Below are 23,034 nucleotides of genomic sequence, written 5' to 3' on the forward strand. Positions count from 1 at the left end.
ATTTTGATCTTGCGGCGCAGCTCTGGCAATTGAAGGGAAATTATAAACAGATGAAATTTATTCTCACAAATCTTTTTAGCAACAAAAGCATATCGAAAGTATTCCTACTTTCTTTACTATCCATCGCAATTGGATTAATTCTAACTTTTGGATTATTTGCTATACAGCAAGAAAAACAAAAGTTTAAACGCGAGTCTATTCTAATTCAAGAAGATTTTTTAAAAAACCAAAAAAAAACATTACAGCAAGAAACCCAAACCCTTATAAATTACATCGAAAATGAAAGATTACAAACCAGAAATCTTTTAAAGCAAGATATTAGTAGCAGGGTTTACGAAGCGCATAGCATTGCCACCAACCTATATAAAAGTTATAAAAACAAACTCTCGAATAAAGAATTACAGCAATTAATTATTAATGCTTTAAAATCGGTTCGCTTTAATAACGGTGATGGCTTTTTCTTTATTAATAGGCTTAATGGAACCGTGGTTATGGATCCGGAAAATCCTAAATGGGTTGGAAAAAACAAACTACAAGTAAAAGATGTATATGGTGTTCCCATTATTCAACATGAAATTGAAACTGCAAAGTCTTTGGGAGAGGGCTATACGAATTATTCTTGGCAAGAAGAAAATAGCCAAAGAATCCACCCAAAGATTTCTTTTGTTAAATTATTCAAGGAATTTGATTGGTATATTGGTTGTACTCAGCATGTAAACAATTACAAATCTGATGTGCAGAAAAAAATTCTTAATAAGATTATAGACTTAAGATTTGATGAAAGCATTTCCATTGCCGTAATTGGTTTTGATGGAACTTGCCTTGCACATACCAATAAAGAGTTAATTGGCAATAACTTATGGAATAGAACCGACAAAGACGGCAATAAAATTGTTCAAGAATTTATATCGAGAGGAACAGATTCGAAGGGAGGATTTGTTGAGTATGTAGATCCTTTTACAAACTCGTCTAAGTCACCTCTGCCTAAACTAATTTTTGCAAAAGCATGCAAAGACTGGCAATGGGTTGTTGGATCGGGAGTCAATTTAGAAGAATTAAATCAAGCCATTGCAAAAAGAAATGATGAACTACAAGCCAATGTAAATCGTTATATATTTAATGGTGTTATTCTTGTAATGCTCATTGTAATTTGTATCATCATTTTCTCCAGATATGTGGTACGAGTTTCTCAAAATGGCTTAAATATCTTTACCAAATTTTTTGAAAAAGCCGCTTCTGAATCATTAAAAATAAACACTGACTCATTACATTTTAAGGAGTTCAAAGAATTGGGTCGACTGGCAAACGAAATGATTTCGAATCGTGAACAAATTGAGCAACAATTAAATATTGAGACTGCATATTTTGAGCAATTATTTGAAAATTCGCCGGAAGCAATTGCAATCACCGATAATGAAAGTAAAGCAATTAAAATCAATACAAAATTTACAGAACTCTTTGGTTATACTTCTCAAGATGTAAAAGGTGTTGTAATTGATCATTTGCTTGCAGATGAATCCATACAAGAAGAAGCGAATAAGTTAAATAAATTAACAGCAGACGGTCAGCTTGTGGAAATCGAAACCAAAAGAAAATGTAAAACTGGCGAAATGATTGATGTCTCAATTGTGGGAAATCCTATTGTTGTTGGCAATGAGACAATTGCCATATTTGGAATTTATCGAGACATCACTCAACGAAAACTTTATGAACATCACCTAACCGAAGCCAAAAATAAAGCCGTAGAATCTGATCTCCTTAAATCTGCTTTTCTTGCTAATATGTCACATGAAATTAGAACACCAATGAACCACATTATTGGTTTTACTGATATTATGACCTCACAATATACTGATGAAAACGAAAGACGTGAATATGGAGAATTAATAAAACAAAGTAGTAACAAATTGTTGCAACTCATTAATGACATTATAGATTTATCTAAAATTGAATCAAGACAAATTAAATTAGATTGGGGCAATTCAAATCTTAATGGAATTATGGAGTGTTTGTTTAATAAGTACTATGCAAGGAAAAATATTGGCAATAAATCTCACATCTCATTAAAGTTACACAAGGCTCTTAATGATAAAGATTCAATAATTTATACCGATGCTAAAAGACTGGAACAATTATTATCCAATTTAATTGAGAATGCAATAAAATTTACAAATGAAGGATCTGTAGAATTTGGATATCAATTAATTGAAGATAAATCACTAATTGAATTGTTCGTAAAAGATACAGGCATTGGAATACCTAAAGAGGCTCAAAAAGACATATTCAAATCGTTTACACAAATAGATGGATCGGATACCAGACAACATGGTGGAACAGGTTTAGGACTTACCATTACACATAGGTTAATAGAAGTATTAGGTGGTAAAATCAGAATTGAATCGAAAGAAAATGAAGGAACCTGCATCTACATTCAATTTCCTTATAAGCTCGAAAAAGACGAAGAATTAAGCAATCAGGCTAAGCCTTACAATTGGAAAGGTAAAAAGATTTTGATTGTTGATGATCAGAGAAACAACTTTGCATACTTTAAAACGTCATTGGAACATACTTACGCAGAAATTTATTGGGCCAAAAATGGTGCAGAGGCTATCTCTTTATGCGAATCAATTACTATTGATATTGTTCTTATGGATATTCAAATGCCTGTAATGAATGGGTATGAAGCAACTAAGAGGATAAAGCTTCAGAATGCGGCTATTCCAATAATAGGACAGACCGCCTTTGTTGAAAAAGAAAATAAAAACAAAGCCATTGCTGCCGGCTGTGATGATTATCTTGTAAAGCCAGTTAAAACTAAAACATTGCTAGACTTAATCAGCAAACAACTTTCTATCAATTAGTCCCACTTTGTGCCTCTGCTCTCATGTTTATAGTTTTCGATATACTCTATTGCGTCCTTAGCATCATTCGAAAAGTGGAACAGGTTAGCATATTCAGCTTTGGTAAATTTTTCCTGATATGACTGCTCAAACTGAGCTTTTAGATTCTGATAAAACCCATTTGTATTAATGAACACGATTGGTTTATTGTGATATCCCAACTGCTTTAATGTAACTACCTCCAGTATTTCCTCCAAGGTTCCAAATCCACCAGGCAAAGCTATAAATGCATCAGATTTATCCCGCAATATTTTCTTTCTCTCGGACATATCAGGGGTAATCAGTAACTCATCCAGATTATCAGCCGAAATTCCATAATCATGAATTAACTTTGGTATTACTCCAATCACTTTTCCTCCTGATGTTTTTACTGATTGAGCGACTTCATTCATTAAGCCAACATTGGTTCCTCCATAAACCAATCCTAATCCGCTGGCTCCAATTAAATTTCCAAGCTCTCTGGCTTCCTGAAAGTAAACTTTATCAACCGAATTACTAGAAGAACAAAATACACAGATATTCATTTTCACTATCGATTTTAGCGTAAACTGAAAGATTAAAATCAATCAAAATATTTTCAAGATCGTTCCTGTTTTATTAAATAACGTGAATTCGACGTAAAATTCTCTCACAGTTTGATCTGATTTTGAGTAGAAATTTTCTCAAATTTTCGTAGAAATATCGGGATATTTCAAGAAGATTTGAGGAAATTTATGCCGAAAGCAGGCAAACACATAATGGAAAGTTCTCTTTACGACATCTTCACATTAAAAATTCCTCAAAATAGCACGCTATTCTTTCCAAATTTTTAATGCAAATCTATCCCAAATATAACTTTCTGTGGATAGAATTTTACGTCGAACTCACGTTAAATAACAACATTTTAATAAAACTCGGATGGTTATCCCTTCAAATCAAAAGGTTAGATAAAAAGCCCCTGAGAAATTCTCAAGGGCTTTTAATATCTAAAACTTAGGCATCAATATTTGCATAAGTTGCATTTTTCTCGATAAATTCTCTACGTGGTGGAACCTCATCGCCCATTAACATTGAGAATACATGATCAGCTTCAGCGGCATTTTCGATGGTTACCTGACGTAAAGTTCGATACTCCGGATTCATTGTTGTTTCCCACAATTGTTCTGCACTCATCTCACCAAGACCTTTGTAGCGTTGGATATGCATCGAACTTTCTTTACCACCGCCCCACTCTTCAATCAAGCGAAGTCTTTGATCTTCGTTCCAGCAATATTCTGAATTCTTTCCTTTTTTCACCAAATACAATGGTGGAGTTGCAATGTACAAGTATCCATTTTCGATAAGCGGTTTCATGTATCGGAAGAAGAATGTCATAATCAGGGTTGCAATGTGACTACCATCCACGTCGGCGTCACACATGATTACTATCTTGTGATAACGCAACTTTTCCATATTTACAGCCTTACTATCTTCTGCGGTTCCAAAAGTAATCCCTAAAGCAGTAAATATGTTTTTGATCTCATCGCTCTCGAAAACCTTGTGCTGCATCGCTTTTTCCACATTCAAGATCTTACCTTTCAATGGAAGAATTGCCTGGAATTTACGATCACGACCTTGCTTGGCAGTACCACCTGCCGAATCTCCCTCGACAAGGAAAATCTCACAATTTGCAGGATCCTTATCAGAACAGTCTGACAATTTGCCTGGAAGTCCCGAACCACCCAATACAGTTTTTCTTTGCACTAACTCTCTTGCTTTACGAGCAGCATGACGGGCAGTAGCCGCCATAATCACTTTCTGAACAATGGTTTTAGCATCTTTAGGATGTTCTTCCAAATAGTTAGAAAGAGAAGCACTTACAGCCTGATCAACAGCCGACGAAACCTCCGAGTTACCCAACTTTGTTTTGGTCTGCCCTTCGAACTGAGGTTCAGCAACCTTTACAGACACTACTGCAGTTAAACCTTCGCGAAAATCATCACCACTAATATCAAATTTTAATTTAGCAAGCATGCCCGACTTCTCAGCGAAATTCTTTAATGTACGAGTTAAACCTCTGCGGAATCCCGTAAGGTGAGTACCCCCTTCAATGGTGTTAATGTTATTTACGTAGGAGTGAATATTTTCGGAAAACGAAGTATTGTATTGAAGAGCAATTTCTACAGGAACATCGTTCTTCTCTGTAGACACATGAATAGTCTCTTCAATCAATCTTTCACGAGTGTTATCCAAATACTCAACAAACTCTTTCAAACCTTCTTCTGAGTAGAAAGAATCATGACGATACTCGCCAGCCTCATTTTTCTCGCGCTTGTCAGTAATATTCAAACGAATGTTTTTATTCAAGAAAGCCAACTCTCTCATTCTAGCTGCAAGAATATCATATCTGTATTCCGTTGTCAAGAAAATGGATTCATCGGGTTTAAATGAAATAATGGTTCCGGTAACATCGGTCTCACCCAATACTTTAATCTCACCCTTAGGCTTACCTTGGCTATATTCCTGCAGGTATACTTTTCCGTCGCGATGCACCTCTGCTCTTAATAAAGTAGACAGAGCATTCACACAAGAAACCCCAACACCATGCAAACCACCAGATACTTTATAAGAATCTTTGTTGAATTTCCCGCCGGCATGTAACACTGTCATAACCACTTCGAGAGCTGATTTATTCTCTTTTTGGTGCAATTCAGTAGGAATACCACGACCATTATCTTTTACAGTGATTGAATTATCTTCGTTAATAAAAACTTCAATATCATTACAATACCCTGCTAAAGCTTCATCAATGGAGTTATCAACCACCTCGTACACCAAATGGTGTAAACCTTTCACATTTACATCTCCAATGTACATGGAAGGGCGTTTACGAACCGCTTCCAAACCTTCTAACACCTGAATACTATCCGCAGAATATTCAGCATTCCCATTTGGTTTATTTTCTAAATCACTCATCTAACAGATCTTTAGTTTTCGTAAAAGAACTTCACCGACAATCAAAAAAATCATTTGATTATCTAATTGAAACTCTCATTTTTTTGTGCATATTTTTGAATGCTTTTTGGCTTATCATTCAATAATAAAAAGTTGGCAAAACCACAATACTTATAGAAGCTTAAAACCTTTAAATATCAATAAATTACCAACCCTAAAAAGCAAAAAAGCAAAAGTTAAACAAAGATAATAAAAATGATGAATCTACAGGTAGGAAAATGATGAAAAATAAACCATTTTAGGAGTTTTTGACAAAGCAAATTTATTGCAAGAAAATTATAATATCAAATCATTGTTTATGTTTATTTCAGCAATAAAGCTTAGAGCGAAATTGATTGTCCACTTCTGGGGCGTTTCATTTTAAATTTAATGATGAAGTTATCTACTTTGTTACCTTCATCGGTAACACCATATTCACGAAGTTCAAAAATTGTTCTTACAGTTTTAAAACCCTTGGGCATAGCTTTCCACATTCTATAAAACACTACTTGCACATTCTCCAAATCGGCATCATCGAGTTTTAATTTTAAAACTTCTTTTCCTTTTGGCATCACAAATACACCTACCCCATGTTTTTTCCAAGTAAGGGCTTCTTCAGCTACAAAAGCCATATTTAGTGTATCCCTTGTAATATCAAACAGGTAGGTAATTTCTTTGTCATTAGATTCAAGATCCATTAAAATTTCTAATGGTTTTTTATCGTTATTAACTGATAATTTCCATCTTTCGGTTTTCTGTGCACTAGCTAAACCTGAAAACAACAACAGTAAAAATAAGATGCTTAAAATTCGAATATATGTTGAGATTGTAATAAAATTCATGCATTTACGTGTAATTATACCAATTAAAAATAAAGCTAATAAAAACTATTCAATCTACAATATATTATAATCAACTACAACTATAAAGGGATGCCAGTTACGACATCCCTTTACAGTTATTGCTGCTTTTTATTACAAGTTTATTTTCACTCCCAATAAGAAGTTAAGTCCCTGAGAAGGATATCCATCCCATTGGTAATATTTATCGGCAAGCAAGTTATTTACTTGTCCAAAAGCTGAGAAATTCTCATTTATTTGATAGTTTGCCCCGACATTTAGGTCGTAAACGGCATCATGACTTTTACTAGTATCGTAGATCGAGGATGGCAATTCACCAATATTTACATAACGCAAATATATATAAGGACGCTCTCCAATAACATTCACTCCTGCATTCAATTTAATATCATTTGTAAGTTGATACATTGCATTGGCCTCCAGTTCAAATTCCGGCATGTGCCAAGCTTCTGCTTGCCGATCCAATGAATAATGATTGTACCTAACAGATGAATTTATTTCTAATTTATCAGACCAAGCAATAGTAACTTCAGCCCCTAATCGAAGAAGATTAATGTCATCGTAATCCACGCCCAATTTATTCGAATTTGCAGATGCAATGACATGTGATCCTATAACTTCTCTGAGGTAAACATTATTGTAGAAATACTGATTATCAACCTCACTGTATTCCGCATACAGTTTAAAAGATGAGTTCGAAGACCAACTTCCACGTATGCCACCAAATAATCTATATTTAAGATTGCTTGGCGCAACATTCAATCCTGAAAAAATAAACCTGTTTTCTTCTACGATGTGTTTGTAACGATTCATCTTTAAATCACCATTAACACCAACAAACAAGCTCATGATTCCATCAATTGCTTCAAAATCCATTTTTACATCAGGGTATAGTTTTGTTTCAGAATCATCTCCCATGGCAAAAACAGCATTTACACCCAACTGAAGGTTTAATTTTCCTGTTTGCAATAAATATTTAGGTTGCAAGCTCCACTTTAAAGATTTCCTATCATTTATAACTTCCTCTCCATTAGAGTACAGCAAACCATCTATTGCAAAATAGTCAAATTCAGAATTAAGACTCCAGAAAGCATCTCCTCTTCTTATTTTGGCATTTCCTGAAACCAAAATATCATTCTCTTTTGCATCTATATCATCAGAAAAATGTTCATACTCCAGACCCAGGCCAAAATTTAACTTTTCTTCATCTTTAAAAGTTGACTGGTATTTAGCCTTTAAACCAAAATTATTAAGTTTCTGTTCTTTATAGGGGAATAAATCCGGAATATTAGTGTCAACATCATTAGGCTGAGGAAATCCATAATAATTGTATGCTTTGTGCTTGTAGAACAATTGTCCTGATACCTTCCCTTCATTCAGGTGCGCAGTTCCATATACTTCCGCCAACTGATCGGTATAATCCGGCTTCACTTTGTCACCATCCTCTAATTCCAGCTTTCCATTGGTTGAATAATGTCTCACATGAATACCTATATCAGCAGTTTTTGATCGTTGATTATTAAATCTATAATCACCAAATAAAGTGGAATAATTTCCTCCTGCTAAAGTCAAATCATGCGAATGTAAGTTCTTTAATGGCTCACCCACCATTCTGGCAGCAGGAATTTCAGCAGGAGAAAACCCAACGCTTAAAGGCTTGGCCTGGATAAAATAGTTGAAGCTTGGTACAAACTTAGCCGTATCCTGAATAACAGGCAATTTTCCCAAACGCAACGCCTTATTAATTTTTGGCTGGTAAGTGGTTCTTACCTTTACTTCTTTGTCTAGCTCTCTTTGTTCTTGAGCTTGGGCAATTGAGTAGGAAAATCCGAAAACTACAATTGCTAATAATATCTTTTTCAACATTGTTTCTCTAATTATCATGCTACTCAATTTCTTTTTCATCGTCTAACATTTCCTGCAAGATCAATCGTTCCTCATCCAATCCTAAAGAATCGCTTTTTGCAGCTTTTCCATCGAATAGTTTTTTATTCTGAAGGCTATCCGTTCCTTCGAACTGAAGCTCTATGGCTTGATTTGCAGTTTCCCTATCCTTTTGTTTCTGGGTTTCCAGTAAAACATTTAGTTTTTGCTGAGCTCGCACCATTATTCCATCATCTTTCGCTCCATAATTGTCCACAATACTTTGCAGGGTATATTTGGCCTGGAATTCGTCATTTTTCTTCAAGAAAACATCCGAAAGCAAAAGAAAGCTCTCGGCCAACCAGTAATGGTGAGGAGAATTCATCTCAATAAACTGGTTGATTTCTTTCTCTGCTTTACTGAATTTGCTTTGCGAGTAATACACTTCGGCAATTCTGAATTTTGCCTCTGCCCCTTCAGCAGTCTGAACTTCATTAGATAATGTCTGGAAGTCTTTTAAAGCTTCCGTTTTCCTTTCCAGATTCAAGTATGATTTTGCTCTTTTATAGGTAGCTTCTCGAATCATTTCTTCCTGAACCTTTGACATTTTTAACACCTCTGTTGCTGCCGGAATCGCATTGCTATATTCATTCAAGCCATACACGCAACGCATATAACCAACTTTAGCAACATTGATGTTTTCAGAAATTTCTGCCATTTGAGCCAATCGTTGGTACTGCTCTTTGGCTCTTTCAAAACTTTTATTTCTGAAATTCAGCTGAGAAGCAGCCAGCAGTGCTCTCTCTGTAAACAGATTATCTGCCTGATCAATCACCTCTTCGAATCCCTTTAGTGCTTTGTCGAAATCTTGCTGGTTCAAAGCGGCATCGGCCTTATAATATTGAGCATTCAATCTGAACATTCCATATGGATAGTTTGAAAGATAGGTTTCAAATGCCTTCATCCCTTTTTCTGTTTCTCCGGACATGTACAATCTCTCAGCAGAAATATAAGTCAGCGAATCTTTCTCCGATCTTCTTAGTACAGCTCCATTCCCGGCAGATTCGGCAAAAGCAAAATATTCATTCACCCTGTTCAAATCGACATACACATTTTTTAGTCCGATAAATGCACTCTGTCTTTCCTGACTGCGCGGATAATCGGTAATTACCGCTTTGTAATTAATAATGGCCTTTTCGTATTCTTTTAGGTTATAATTCATAAGTCCCAGTTGCACCAACGCTTTTGCAGCAAAACTGCTTTTGGGATGATTCTTTACCAATTCCTGATACAAACGGGCTGCCTCACGCGTTTGATCCATTTTTACTTTAGCCTGTGCCAACTCAAACAGTGCATCGTCCGAATAATCAGATTTTGGATATTTCGATTTCACTTGCTCAAGCAATCTTGCTTTTGCATTTGGCTGATTTAATAATCCCATGCAAAAAGCCTGCTGGTACAATGCATAATCAACATCCCAACCGCTTGTACTTGCCGCTTTAGAATAAAATTCTGCTGCTTTGTTGTATTCTCTATCCAAAAAGAAACAGTCACCAATGCGGTTATAGGCATCCGAAACAAATTCATCTTTTTCATTTGCCTGATTTACATACTTTCTAAACCAGTCTGAGGCTTCGTTGTACTTATCCTGATCAAAATTGGCATAAGCAATATTGTAGTAGGCTTGACCGAAATACGGAGAAGATCCCGAACCAGGTGACACCAAAAAAGTTTTAAACTGACTAATCGCTTCATTCAGATTTCCCAAACGGTAATTTGCTTCGGCTTTCCAATACAAACGCTCTGCTGAAATATTTGGATTGTACATTCTGTATCTGTACGATAAATCAAATGCCTGAATCGCTTCCTCGTATTTCAATTGTTTCATTAACTCCAAACCACGCATATAAGTAACACGTTGATAAGCTCTCTCAATTTCCGGTGTTTTATTATTGATTTTATCCATCGAGGCCAATGCATCCGAATAATTTTTGGTGGTCATATATACCTTCACCAAATAATCGTAAGCCTCATCATTTCGATCCGAATCAGGATACTTTTGCAAGTATTCATCAAATGCTTTAATGGTTTCGTTAAAGGGAGAGTAAGACAATTCGTAAGTCAGTTTGGCATAGTTGAACAGAGCATCCTGCTGCATATTTTTATCAAAATCCATTCTTGCTGCATTTGCAAAAGCCACTTTAGCACCGTTTTTATTCCCTGATTTTAAATAGCAATCTGCCAGGCAGAAAGTGGCTACTTGAAGCATTTCATCATCTTCACCCCCAACTTTTTCGAACTGAAGAATGGCATTCTCATAGTTTTTTTCTTTGTACAAGCAATATCCGTAAGCAAATCGATCTTCTCGAACCAAAGTTTTCTTCCCTTTTTCAAGATATGGTATGGCCTTCGCATACTCCTTAACCTGGTAATGTGCCAAACCAATCATTTTTGCAATTTCAGCTTGTCTTTTTACACTGGCATCATCTAAGTACTTTGGAGCATAATCAAGCAGTTTCTGATACTGTTCCTGCAAAAAATAAATCTGACAGATATAATATGGTACAATTGGAGCAAAAGTTTTATTGGATTCTAATTTTTCAAATCCACTTAATGCTGTCTGATAGTTCTTATTTAAGTAAGCTATATGAGAATAATAGTAGTTTGCTGGTGCATTGTAATCTCCTGAAACCTCAATAATCTCATAAAAATTCTTTCGGGCATTCTCATAATCCTTCTTTCTGAAGTAGGAATAAGCCAGCTTGAATCTATACTCGCTTAAATCGTCATGATGCAGCAAGAAGGGGTCAACCTGTTTGAGCCAGACCAATGCCGATTTGTATTTTTTATTGCGATACTGCTGACGTCCGAGTTGGAAATAAGCAGATTGAATTTTATTGCTTTCAGGATAATTGCGAATAAAAGCCTTCATCTCATCTTCTGCTCCCGGACGAAACAGCTCAATGGAACAAAGAGCCATAAAGAACTCGGCCTGCGATCTTTTGTCAGAAAACTCTATGCTGCCTCTATTGATAAATTCTTGAAACTCTCGACGTGCAGCTCCAAAATTCTTGTTCCTGAATTTTTCATTGGCCGATTGCCATATCTGAGAATCGGAATAATGATTTAAAGAATTTTGAGCCTGCGTTGGATTGCCAGCAATCAAAAATACTGACAGGAATATCCACAATAAATATCTGCTTCTCATGCTTTTGCGTGTAGGTATAAATAAGTGAATTAATGATTCTGAAAAGCACAAATCATAGCAATTCAGAATTTTTAAAACCAGCCTTAAAGGTAAAAATAATATGCATCTTTATTACCTGCGTTCTATTAAAAATATGCTTACCGTTCGAATTGATTTTGGTAGAAATCTCATCCAATCTTTGCCTTATTTTTTTTTAACATCCCGATGTTCTTTTGATATTTTTAACGCAAATCTTGAACAAATATGACTTTCGGCTGCTGTATTTTTAATAGAAATCAGATTTAAATCTCAAACGAAGCTTATTCACAAAAATTGCCTAAGCTGTTGGGAATTATTAGCAAGTAAAAAAGCATTGCGAGAAATAATTTTTTAGATTTGTAAATCGACACATTTGTTTGTACCAAGAAAAAAGAACTTACATGTCAGAATCTGCAATCATTGAACTAAAGAATGCTACAATCCGTCAAGCGGATAACATTATACTTACCGATGTAAATCTAAAAATCGACAAAAGCGAATTTGTATATCTAATTGGTAAAGTGGGAAGTGGTAAATCAAGTCTGCTTAAAACTTTATATGCTGATTTACCACTAAACGATGGCGATGGTTCTGTTGCAGGTTTCTATTTACCCATTATCAAGCGCAAGCAGATCCCTTTTCTGAGAAGAAAAATTGGAATTGTATTTCAAGATTTTCAGCTGCTTACCGATAGAAGTGTGAAAGATAATCTTGTGTTTGTGCTAAAAGCAACAGGTTGGAAAAACAAGCAAGAAATTGAAAACCGCATTGTAGAAGTTCTCGAAAAAGTTCACATGGGCAACAAAGGCTATAAAATGCCACATGAGCTTTCTGGCGGAGAACAGCAACGCGTGGTAATTGCACGTGCACTTCTTAATTCTCCTGATATTATTTTGGCCGATGAGCCAACAGGAAATTTAGATCCTGAAACCTCCGATGAATTGGCAGAATTGCTAATGGATATCAGTAAAAATGGACGAACTGTGGTAATGGCTACTCATCAACATGATTTGCTTAAAAAGTTCCCGGCCAGAACAGTTGAGTGTATCAATGGCAAGTTGGTTGACAAATCAATGTCGGAATCCGAGTCTTCAACTTCCGAAGAAAAAAATGAAACCAATCAGTAAGTTATTTGAAAGCAAACCAGCCATACAACAAAAAATTTGAGCAATTAAAACTAAAGCACAGTTTAATTTTTCCGATTGCTTTTTTGATTTTGATATGGTTGATTAAAATCTTTGAATGGGGCTTAGCTTTAGACTTTACCCAATTGGGAATCTTCCCTCTTCACACAAAAGGATTGCCAGGAATTGTAACAAGCCCTTTGATTCATAGCGATTTTAAACATTTAATGGCCAATTCGGTACCTTTTCTTGTGCTGAGTTGGGGCATTTTTTATTTTTACCGACCACTTTCTTACCGGATTTTCATTCTGTGTTACCTAAGTACCAATATCCTGGTATGGATTGGAGCCAGAGAAGCCTATCATATTGGAGCAAGTGGCTTGGTTTATTCCTTTGCTTCTTTCCTTTTTTTTAGTGGAATTTTTCGCAACTACTATCGACTAATTGCCATATCATTTGTGGTTGTTTTTCTCTATGGAGGAATGTTTTGGGGAATTTTTCCCATCTTAAAAGACGTTTCCTGGGAAGGGCATTTATTTGGAGCAATATCTGGTTTAACCTATGCTTTGGCATACAGGAATAAAGGCCCTCAAAAACCTCAGCCCATTATTCCTGATGATGACGAGAGCATTCCTGAGGAAATCTGGAATTCGGAAGCTCTTGAAAACAAAGAAGAATTGCGCAAATAAGTATAAAGTGATAAAACAAACAGGATTAACAGAGAAATCACTTCATTAGCTTGGTAAAAAAAGCCTCCAGTTGGCGAGTTTGATCTTCCAGTTGGAAAACAAATCAACAATTGTAGGCTTTCAACCGTTTTCACACGCCTGTAGCCAAAATACATCGCCTGTAGCCAATTTATGTATTCCTGTAGCGATATTTGATACGCCTGTAGCCAAAATGAGGCGTCTGTAGCCAGATTTCCCCCTCCTGTAGCAAAAATGAGACGCCTGTAGTCAAAAACACCCTCCTGTAGCGAAACGAACTAACAGATATAGGCTTTTCAGAAGGCTTGTGTTAAAATTGAAGATGCCATTAGAAATGGTATTCTACCAGTATTACCATTGCAAAACACAAAAATATTATCTCTTTTTATAATATTTCATCGCCTCGGGAAGAAATTCCTGCATGTTTTTCACACGAGTCGCATCAGACGGATGAGTAGATAAATACTCAGGTGGTTTTTGTCCGCCAATCTCACTCATTCTTTTCCAGAATTCTACAGCTTCGGATGGATTATATCCTGCCATAGCCATAAAGATTAGCCCCAATTTATCGGCTTCATTTTCGTGAGCTCGTGAAAATGGTAAAATCACACCAACATTTGATCCAACTCCAAAAGCAGTCATCCATATTTGCTGTGTTTGCGCAGGTTTTTCGCTTAATGCAATTGCCAGACCTTGTCCTAAAGCTTGCATTCCCATTTGCTGACTCATTCTCTCATTTCCATGACGAGCAACGGCGTGAGCAATCTCATGTCCCATAACCACTGCCAGGCCATCCTCAGTTTTCGTGTAAGGTAAAATTCCGGTGTAAAAAACAACTTTTCCGCCGGGCATACACCAAGCATTAGGGGTATCGTCATCTATCAAATTAAATTCCCATTTAAAATTGGCTACCCTATCCCCCATGCCATTGGCATTCATAAATTCCTCTACCGCTTTGGCAATGCGATGTCCACAAGATTTTACCATCGCTGTCTTCGCCTTATCTGCAGACAGTTTATTTTCACTCAAAAAAGTATCATACTGAGTAAGGCTTGTGGCTATCATTTCACTTTCGGGAAAAAGATTCATTTGCTTGCGTCCTGTAATTGGCACTGTAGCACATGCTGCCATAAACAATACAAAGCCTGTTAATGCTATGTTACGGATTTTTTTATTTGCCATTATTTTTGATTTTTAGTTTGTTCTGATAGTTCTGCTTGAAATTGTTTCAGTAATTCCTCTGCACTAGTAAGGGGAATTTTACATGTTCTATTTTTACAAAGATAAAAAGTAGTTTGATTTGGAACATAGCGATTTTTCAACAAAGGCATATCACTTTCTGTTGTGCTTCCTGCTATTATTACATTGGGCAAGAACAAAGATTCAATTTTTTGTTTCTCCTTCACAGCATTATCTCCTGTAATCACGATTTGGTAAGTTGAATTTGTCAAGCAAAAAAACAATTGTCCCCAATTGGAATGATAGGCCTGAGATTTAACCAATCGATCTTTTACATTGGATATCATCTGCTTTGCTCTTTGCAGATAAAGCTCGTTTTCAAAATAGGTTCCCAACAAATATAAGGACTTCGCCATTGATGAATTGGATGATGGAATTACATTGTCGATCAATTCCATTTTTCTCGCAATTAAATCAGGATCTTCATCGGAAGTGTAAAAGAACATTCCGGATTTTTCATCAGAAAAGTGTTTCATTACCTTCTGTACCAGCTTGTCTGCCTTTAACAGATACTCTTCCTTAAAACCCGCTTGGTACAATGCAATGTATGCTTCAATTGTAAATGAATAATCATCTAAAAACGCATTAATTTTGGAGTTTCCATCCTTATGGTTTCGATACAATTTCGATTCTCCTTTGAACAAATTAGCCTCGATAAAAGCCATGGCTTTTTCGGCTCTTTCGAGATATTTATATTGTCCCAAAGCTTTGTAGGCATCAACATATCCTTTTATCATTAATGCATTCCAGCTGGTAAGGCTTTTATCATCCAAACCTGGTTTAATCCTGCTTTCGCGATATTCCAAAAGCAGGTCTGAACAATGCTTCAATTTGCTCTCAAACTCCTCTTGCGACATTCCATATTTGGCAATCAATTCCAGCCTATCGGCGGATATCATTAAGATATTACCTTCTTCCCAATTTGCTTTTTCTGTTACGCCATAAAACTCACAAAACCATTCTGAGTCCTCTTTTAGCAATTCATCTATTTCTGATTTTTCCCACACATAAAATTTTCCTTCAACACCCTCGCTATCTGCATCCAAAGAAGAAAAGAAACCACCATTTGGCAGACTCAGCTCCCGATCGACAAATTCCAATGTTTCTTCTATCACCTTTTTAAATTCCGGAATTTTGGTCAGGCTGTAAGCGTCGGCATACAAGCTAATCAATTGAGCATTGTCGTAAAGCATTTTTTCGAAGTGTGGAACTTTCCAGATGGCATCTACCGAATACCTGGCAAATCCACCTCCAATCTGATCGTAAATTCCTCCTGCCGCCATTTTATACAGCGTAAGCACCACATGATCCAAACTTGATTGTTCCTTAGTAGCATGGTAATATCGCAGCAAATACTGCAAGGAATTTGGAAGTGGAAACTTTGGAGCTCTTCTATCTCCTCCGTGAACAGCATCAAATTGTTTCTCCCAATCCACATAGCCTTTCCGAAGCTCATCCAAGTCAAAGCCTTTCGCTTCAGATTTACTCTCTATCAACTCATTGGATCGAACACCTTCGGAAATTTGCCTTGCCACTTTCTCTACTTTATCTTTTTCGTTCAGCCAAGCATTCTGAATTCCCTGTAATACCCTAAGCCAATCGTTTGGACGAAAATACGTTCCTCCAAAAAATGGTTTCCCATCGGGCATGGCAAAACAATTTAATGGCCACCCACCACTGCCAGTCATTAATTGCACGGCATCCATATAAATTCGATCGATATCGGGCCGTTCTTCCCTGTCAACCTTTATACAAACAAAAAAACGGTTCATGATCTTGGCAATTTCTTCATTCTCGAAACTCTCGCGTTCCATAACATGACACCAGTGACAAGCTGCATAACCAATACTTACCAAAATTACTTTATTCTCATCGTTTGCTTTTTGCAAAGCCTCTTCTCCCCAGGGATACCAATCAACCGGGTTATGCGCATGCTGCAGTAAATAGGGACTGTTCTCTTTCGACAAACGATTTGTATGTTGTGCTTTCATTTTTTTCTTATTAATCTGAGAGAAAGATTTTATAGAGAACAAACAAGTAACAATAACGAACAAGTAAATAAGCCTATATCTTTCTATCGTTTTTGACATCTATTAAAGATAGAATTTATTCTTAACAATTCTAAATAACGTGAGTTCGACGTTAAATAAAAAAAGCAGCAATACCATAATGTGTACCGCTGCTTTTAAACCAACATTTTTTTCTTTTTATCCACCAAGGCTTGCTGAGATTCCAAACCCGGCAAATATTTTTTGTGCTCTTTCCAGTTCCTCTTCACTTGGCACTTCAAGATCCTCAACCAGGTATTCAGAACCTAATTTTGTGTGCTTGTGTTTTCCCACATCGTGATAAGGCAACAGATTCACTTCCTTGCGTTTCCAAGGAATTGCCGACAAGAAATCCGCCATTCTTATTATTGTTTCTTCATCAGTGTTTACGCCCTTAATAAAGGGAATGCGAATGATAAAATCGATATTGTTTTCTGCCAGGAGCTGAATATTTTGTAATATCAACTCATTGTTCACCCCAGTATATTTTTTGTGAACCTCCGACTCGAAAGCCTTAAAGTCCACCAAAAACAAATTGGTTCGTTTGGCAACCTCCAACACAATTTCAGAATTGGCAAACAAGGTGGTATCCACTACTCTGTGAATGTCCCTCTCTTTGCACTTGTCCAAAATTTCAATCAAACTTTTGTGATGCATTAATGGCTCTCCTCCCGAGAAAGTAACACCACCTTCCGAATGATCAAAGAAAATGGTTTCTCTTTCGATGATTCTCACCAATTCCTCACCCGAGTACACTTTACCCGACATTTCGATGGCCTTGGTAGGACATACCACCGCACACTTTCCACACAATGTACACTTTTCAATATCAGTAACTATACCTTGCTTTGTGAGCTTCAAAGCTGATTCGGGACATACCTCTATGCATTTTACAGAGCCAATGCATTTCGACTCGGCATACATTTTTTGCGCAAATGGTGATATGCTTTCAGGATTATGGCACCATACACAAGATAAGGGACAACCTTTGAAAAAGATTGTCACCCTGATTCCCGGTCCATCGTTAATTGCGTACCTTTTAATATCAAAAATTAAAGTCTGGCTCATTAAAACGATTCATTTTCTGTTCTGTCGATTACTTCCTGCTGCAGATCTTCATTCATATCATTGAAATAATCACTGTATCCTGCCATTCTCACCAATAAATCCTTGTAATCTTCCGGACATTTTTGTGCTGCCAATAAAGTTGCTGTATCAACAATATTAAATTGGATATGATGCCCCCCCAACGAGAAGTAAGATCTAATTAGTTTTGCCAATTTACTGATGTCTTCTTCCCGTTTTAGCAAACTTGGTAAGAAACGCTGATTCAGTAAGGTTCCACCTGATTTTGTATGATCTATCTTGGTAAGCGAGCGAATTACTGCTGATGGTCCATGAGTATCACATCCATGCGATGGAGATGTTCCATCAGATATCGATTTTCCTGCCAGCCTGCCATTTGGTGTGGCTCCCATTACCTTGCCAAAGTAAACATGACAAGTAGTTGACAGCATATTCAGGTGGAAAGCTTCTCCTTTTGTATTTGGTTTTCCATCAATGGCAGCCAATAAATCATTGTACACGCTTACTGCAATATCATCGGCATCATCCTCATCGTTTCCGAAGAATGGCGTATTGTTCAGAATGGTTTGACGCAGCACCTCTTCGCCTTTAAAATTATCAGCTACAGCATCAAGAATGGTATCCATACTAAAATTCTCATCCTCAAAAACATGTTTCTTTAAAGTTGATAAACTATCGGTAACAGTTCCCAATCCGGTACACTGAATGTAGTTGGTATTGTAACGCGGCCCGGCATTGTAATAGTCTCTGCCTTTTGCAATACAATCATCAGTTAATACAGAAAGCAAAGGAGCTGGTGCATATTTGGCAAACATTCTGTCGATGTAATTGCTCACCCTAATTTTCTGATCGACAACAAAATTTAATTGTTTTAAAAATGCGTTGTACAACTCATTGTAGGAAGAAAAAGTCCGTGGATCACCAGTTTCGATACCCACTTTTTTGCCGGTAAGCGGATCGATTCCGTTGTTTAATGTTACTTCCAATATTTTTGGAACATTCAAATAACCAGTCAGTACATAAGCTTCCTTTCCAAAGGCTCCCACTTCGATACAGCCACTGCATCCTCCTTCACGAGCATCTTCAATGCTTTTTCCATGTCCCAACATCTCCATGATGTAAACATCCGGATTGAAAACCGAAGGATAACCATGTCCCTGTCGAATTACATTACAGCCAGCTTTTAGAAATCTTTCCGGAGTACGAGCACTAATATGAATTGAGCTACCCGGCTGCAAAATGTGCAAATCTTCAATAATGTCGAGCATGATATAGGAAACCTCGCTTACACCGTCTGATCCATCTCTTCTTACCCCACCAATATTGATATTGGTAAAATCGTTATATGTGCCACTTTCGCGTGCAGTAATACCCACTTTTGGAGGTGCCGGCTGATTGTTCACTTTAATCCAAAAACAGGAAAGCAACTCTTTGGCTGCCTCTCTGCATAGAGTCCCTTCAGCCGTTTCTTTAATGTAGAAAGGCTCCAAGTGCTGATCGAAGTGACCGGGATTCATTGCATCCCAACCATTCAGTTCAGTAATGGTTCCCAGGTGCATCCACCAATACATCTGAATGGCTTCCCAAAATGTTCGGGGGGCATTGGCAGGAACCCAACGACAAACCTCTGCAATTCTTAACAGCTCAGTCTTTCTTGCCTCATCGTTTTCATTTGCAGCCAATTCTTCAGCCAGTTCGGCATGACGTTCCGATAAGAGAATGGCAGCATCGCAAGAAATTGCCATTGCCTGAAGCTCCTCTAACTTATCGGTAGCTTCGGAATCGTTCATATAATCCAAACGCTTGATGTGATCCTGAATATCCTTTTTAAAATCGAGCAGTCCTTTCTGGTATATCTTTCCATCTAAAGTAGTATGTCCTGGTGCACGTTGTTCCATAAACTCGGTAAACAAGCCGGCTTCATAAGCTGCTTTCCACTCCTGTGGAACATGATTAAAAATACGTTCTCGTTGAGTTCGTCCTTCCCAATAGGGAATTACCTCTTTGGCGTAGGTATCAATATCTTCCTGCGAAATGGTGTAGCGTTGCAATTCACGAGTGTTTAGAACAGTTAAATCATCTACGCTGTGGCAAGTCAGTTCCGGAAAAGTTGGAACCGATTTAGGTGAAGGACCACGTTCTCCAACAATCAATTCTCCATCGCCAATGTATATGGTTTTCTGCTTACAGATTTCAAAAAAGGTTTTGGCACGAAGTACAGGAATGGAGTACTTGCCATAGTTTTCTTTGTAAAATTCAGTCTCGATTAAGGCACGCTCAATGGAAAGGGATGGTTCTGTATCTACACTTATCTTTCTAAGCAGCTCAATTCTATCGTTCATGCCTGGTCTTTCTCCCTTATTTCTGTCGAAGTTACTTAAAGATTTGGCCGTTCTTTGCGGAATACTTTTATCTATTGTCATTGTATTTTCTATTAATCTGTTCTACACAAAGCTTTTAGGTACTGCGTGCTATTTCCCAATCAGAAATTCAGCACTAGCAATTTAAATATAGATTGGATTGGCAATATGTATCAATACATTGCCCGGAAAGGATGAATTGTTTAGGAATAGATGATTAAACAACTAAAAAGTCTGCGGTAACTGTATGTTAAAGTATGATTAAAGCACATGATAACATCTTTTGACTGAACCAAATTTACGAAATATTATCATCTGAGAAACAAATAAAGTAAATTGTTAGCAATCTAAAGTTAATCTATAAACTCCTCCAAAACATTTCGGCACAATACTTGTTTTAAAAGTATGGCAACACTATTAATTCTATTCCAGATGTTAACGAATGCTGACACAAAAGTTTTGGCCGATTTCACCAACTCTTCGAATCTATCGGATTGGTACATTGTAAATGATGTGGTTATGGGTGGCAGGTCGGATTCGGGATTTTTCTTGAATGGTGACAGCTGTGCCGTGTTTAAAGGCTATGTTTCTCTCGAAAACAATGGAGGCTTTGCAATGGTAAAGCATATGTTTGATCCGATTGAAATCGAAAAGCATTCTAAAATCATTATGAAGATAAAGGGAGATGGCAAGCGTTATCAGATTCGATTAAAATCACAGCTTTCTCAAGCTCATTCGCACATCAACTACTTTTCAACAACAGGCGATTGGCAAGTTATTGAGATCCCTTTCAAAGATTTCTATGCCAGTTTTAGAGGCAGACGATTAAGTTATCCAAATTTTTATGCCGCACAATTGTCGGAGCTAGCCTTTTTAATTGTCAACAAAAAAGCAGAAGATTTTAAATTAAAAATCAAGTGGATTGCCTTGAAGTAAAATCAATTGATAATGGAAGATGGTTTTTAATATTTGTCCATTAGCGTCTGGTGAATATTAATTTTCGCTTCTCAAAAACAATCTGATAAATGGCATTTTACATCGGTAGATAGAAATAAATCCCCAAGCCATTGGTAAAAAGAATATTCCCATAAAGAGAATGCTCCAAAAACACCGCATTTAGCGACTTGTTGCGCAAATAAGTGTAAGAGAATATTAAACTTCCTACAAAAGTAAAAATCAGTGCCACCCAGTTACGGAAGATGATGTGAGCCATGGCAAAACAAAGCGCGTTAACCAGTAGCATTACCACAGGATTTGAGAATAATTTCTTGTATCGGTGATAATAGAAAGCCCTAAAAATAAATTCCTGAGTATAAGCCGACCATATGGGATAAGTCACAATTACTGCCAGCCAAATCCAGAAATTGTTACGGGGCAGGTGAAAAAACACATCGGCTCTAAATACATAAACCCAAATGGAGGTAATGATTAAAAGAATCGAGCCTTTAAGCAGAAAGTCCTGCCACGGATAATCTCTTTTGATTCTGAAAATTTCACGATCAAATTTTTTGTCTTTGATAACAATGTAAAGACAATATAAAAAGACAAGCACAAGAGGAATTGCCTTGTGAACCGGAATCATTTCGAAATAATACAATAATGGCAAACCAATAAACAAGAACAACATTTCCGTCCACAAATACAATCTTCTCATATCACCCCCAATTTTAAAACAGAAAACAAAAAAACAATCAGAATAAAAAGATTCTTCTTATTAAGATTCGTTCTATATAATTTACAAAAAAAGAGGCAAATTTGTTTTAAAAATGCCTCTGGAATTTAGGAATGTTATGATTTTATTGACAAACGTAAATCTGTCATAAAATTGCTACTGTTTTTGTGGATTAAATGACCATAAATCCTGATAAAAAATCATCAAATCGAGATGAAATCTGACCATTACCTGATGCGGGTTAAGAATTTCTTTTTTGTGCTCTTCTGGCAGCAACAATCAGTAAATATCCGGCTATAACCGGTCCGTATGCAATAATGTAATATCCTTTAACATCAAACCAATTAAAATGTGTTCCTAAGGTTGCAATTCCACCAAGAATCATTAGTGTCCAACCAATTAGTCTTAATTCTCTTGCCTTTAGTTTTCCTGATTTCTTTACTTCGCCCGAAAGAATTTTATTATCGATTTCTCTAACCACATTTTTAATGGTATCCTCTTCAATACCTTTCTCTTTCATTTCTTTTCGGATTTGAGAGAAATCCATTCCATCAATTTTCTTTTCGTGATAAAAATCGACTAAGTCATTAAAATCTTGTGCCATGATTGTAGTTTTGAATGCTGCAAATCTAATCAGAGAGAAATGATTTTCAAAATCTACTTTATATAAATTGTAAAGGACTGGCAGTGCTGCGCCTCGAACGAATGTATTATTGCAAACATTCCCTTCGCCCTTAGCAATGTATAACTTTTAGCTATCATTGGTCAACTCCTGATGCCCGATGTCAAAGTAAATCCTGTTATTGGTACACTACGAGTTGGCATTTGCATTGTTCTACCTGTCATTGCGTGCGTATTTCCTGCCAACTGCATCGTTCTACCTGCCAAAGGTGTCGAGAGACCTGCGAAATGCATTGCATTTATTAACAAAGAGCGTGCAGATGGTCACCCGAACGATGCGGATAGCAGGTAGAACGAAGAAAAAAATCACTATAAC

15 protein-coding genes are annotated in these 23,034 nt (G+C 36.7%); 4 read left to right on the forward strand and 11 right to left on the reverse strand.

Features of this window, described 5'->3' with window-relative positions:
- The first annotated feature begins 50 nt into the window (after positions 1-50).
- A complete protein-coding gene (locus tag ACO05S_RS03450; protein WP_421920152.1) occupies positions 51-2,861 on the forward strand; it encodes a cache domain-containing protein in 2,811 nt (936 codons plus the stop codon).
- Here ACO05S_RS03450 and ACO05S_RS03455 read toward each other — a convergent pair.
- The 5 genes from ACO05S_RS03455 to ACO05S_RS03475 all read right to left on the reverse strand — a co-directional run bounded on the left by ACO05S_RS03455 (position 2,858) and on the right by ACO05S_RS03475 (position 11,783).
- Positions 2,858-3,424: a TIGR00730 family Rossman fold protein gene (locus ACO05S_RS03455; RefSeq protein WP_421920153.1), complete on the reverse strand. Its 567-nt coding sequence runs from the start codon at positions 3,422-3,424 to the stop codon at positions 2,858-2,860. The two genes, ACO05S_RS03450 and ACO05S_RS03455, sit on opposite strands and share 4 nt — an antisense overlap.
- Before the next feature lie 448 nt (positions 3,425-3,872).
- Positions 3,873-5,834, reverse strand: coding sequence for a DNA topoisomerase (ATP-hydrolyzing) subunit B (gene gyrB, locus ACO05S_RS03460; protein ID WP_421920154.1), 1,962 nt, complete (start codon positions 5,832-5,834; stop codon positions 3,873-3,875).
- Between the two features lie 359 nt (positions 5,835-6,193).
- Positions 6,194-6,694 carry a hypothetical protein gene (locus ACO05S_RS03465; RefSeq protein ID WP_421920155.1) on the reverse strand — a complete coding sequence of 167 codons (501 nt, stop codon included), beginning with the start codon at positions 6,692-6,694 and terminating at the stop codon, positions 6,194-6,196.
- A 132-nt stretch (positions 6,695-6,826) separates the two neighbouring features.
- The gene (locus ACO05S_RS03470; RefSeq protein ID WP_421920156.1) at positions 6,827-8,578 is read right to left on the reverse strand and encodes a hypothetical protein; all 1,752 of its coding nucleotides are present in this window, start codon (positions 8,576-8,578) and stop codon (positions 6,827-6,829) included.
- 19 nt (positions 8,579-8,597) lie between these two features.
- Positions 8,598-11,783 carry a tetratricopeptide repeat protein gene (locus tag ACO05S_RS03475; protein ID WP_421920157.1) on the reverse strand — a complete coding sequence of 1,062 codons (3,186 nt, stop codon included), beginning with the start codon at positions 11,781-11,783 and terminating at the stop codon, positions 8,598-8,600.
- 419 nt (positions 11,784-12,202) lie between these two features.
- Between ACO05S_RS03475 and ACO05S_RS03480 the strand changes: the two genes are divergently transcribed.
- Positions 12,203-12,928, forward strand: a complete 726-nt coding sequence (locus ACO05S_RS03480; RefSeq protein ID WP_421920158.1) for a cell division ATP-binding protein FtsE — start codon at positions 12,203-12,205, stop codon at positions 12,926-12,928.
- Between the two features lie 5 nt (positions 12,929-12,933).
- A complete protein-coding gene (locus tag ACO05S_RS03485) occupies positions 12,934-13,614 on the forward strand; it encodes a rhomboid family intramembrane serine protease (RefSeq protein WP_421920159.1) in 681 nt (226 codons plus the stop codon).
- A 393-nt stretch (positions 13,615-14,007) separates the two neighbouring features.
- Here the strand turns inward: ACO05S_RS03485 and ACO05S_RS03490 are convergent, their stop codons facing one another.
- The 4 genes from ACO05S_RS03490 to hypD form a co-directional block, all read right to left on the reverse strand.
- Entirely contained in the window at positions 14,008-14,814 is an 807-nt protein-coding gene (locus ACO05S_RS03490; protein WP_421920160.1) for a M48 family metallopeptidase, read from the reverse strand.
- A complete protein-coding gene (locus ACO05S_RS03495; protein WP_421920161.1) occupies positions 14,814-16,862 on the reverse strand; it encodes a thioredoxin domain-containing protein in 2,049 nt (682 codons plus the stop codon). Before ACO05S_RS03495 ends, ACO05S_RS03490 begins: the two co-directional genes overlap by 1 nt.
- Before the next feature lie 216 nt (positions 16,863-17,078).
- Positions 17,079-17,987, reverse strand: coding sequence for a glycyl-radical enzyme activating protein (locus tag ACO05S_RS03500; protein ID WP_421920162.1), 909 nt, complete (start codon positions 17,985-17,987; stop codon positions 17,079-17,081).
- A complete protein-coding gene (gene hypD, locus ACO05S_RS03505; RefSeq protein WP_421920163.1) occupies positions 17,987-20,428 on the reverse strand; it encodes a trans-4-hydroxy-L-proline dehydratase in 2,442 nt (813 codons plus the stop codon). The genes ACO05S_RS03500 and hypD overlap by 1 nt, the downstream gene beginning before the upstream one ends.
- A gap of 342 nt (positions 20,429-20,770) precedes the next feature.
- On the opposite strand from hypD, the gene ACO05S_RS03510 reads away from it, so the two are divergent.
- Positions 20,771-21,301, forward strand: a complete 531-nt coding sequence (locus tag ACO05S_RS03510) for a CIA30 family protein (protein ID WP_421920164.1) — start codon at positions 20,771-20,773, stop codon at positions 21,299-21,301.
- 97 nt (positions 21,302-21,398) lie between these two features.
- On the opposite strand, the gene ACO05S_RS03515 is transcribed toward ACO05S_RS03510, so the two are convergent.
- Positions 21,399-22,019 carry a CPBP family intramembrane glutamic endopeptidase gene (locus tag ACO05S_RS03515; protein ID WP_421920165.1) on the reverse strand — a complete coding sequence of 207 codons (621 nt, stop codon included), beginning with the start codon at positions 22,017-22,019 and terminating at the stop codon, positions 21,399-21,401.
- Positions 22,020-22,278: 259 nt separating this feature from the next.
- Entirely contained in the window at positions 22,279-22,641 is a 363-nt protein-coding gene (locus ACO05S_RS03520; RefSeq protein ID WP_421920166.1) for a hypothetical protein, read from the reverse strand.
- Positions 22,642-23,034 lie beyond the last annotated feature (393 nt).

This window comes from Marinifilum sp., assembly GCF_965230805.1.
In the GTDB taxonomy this organism is placed as follows: domain Bacteria; phylum Bacteroidota; class Bacteroidia; order Bacteroidales; family Marinifilaceae; genus Marinifilum.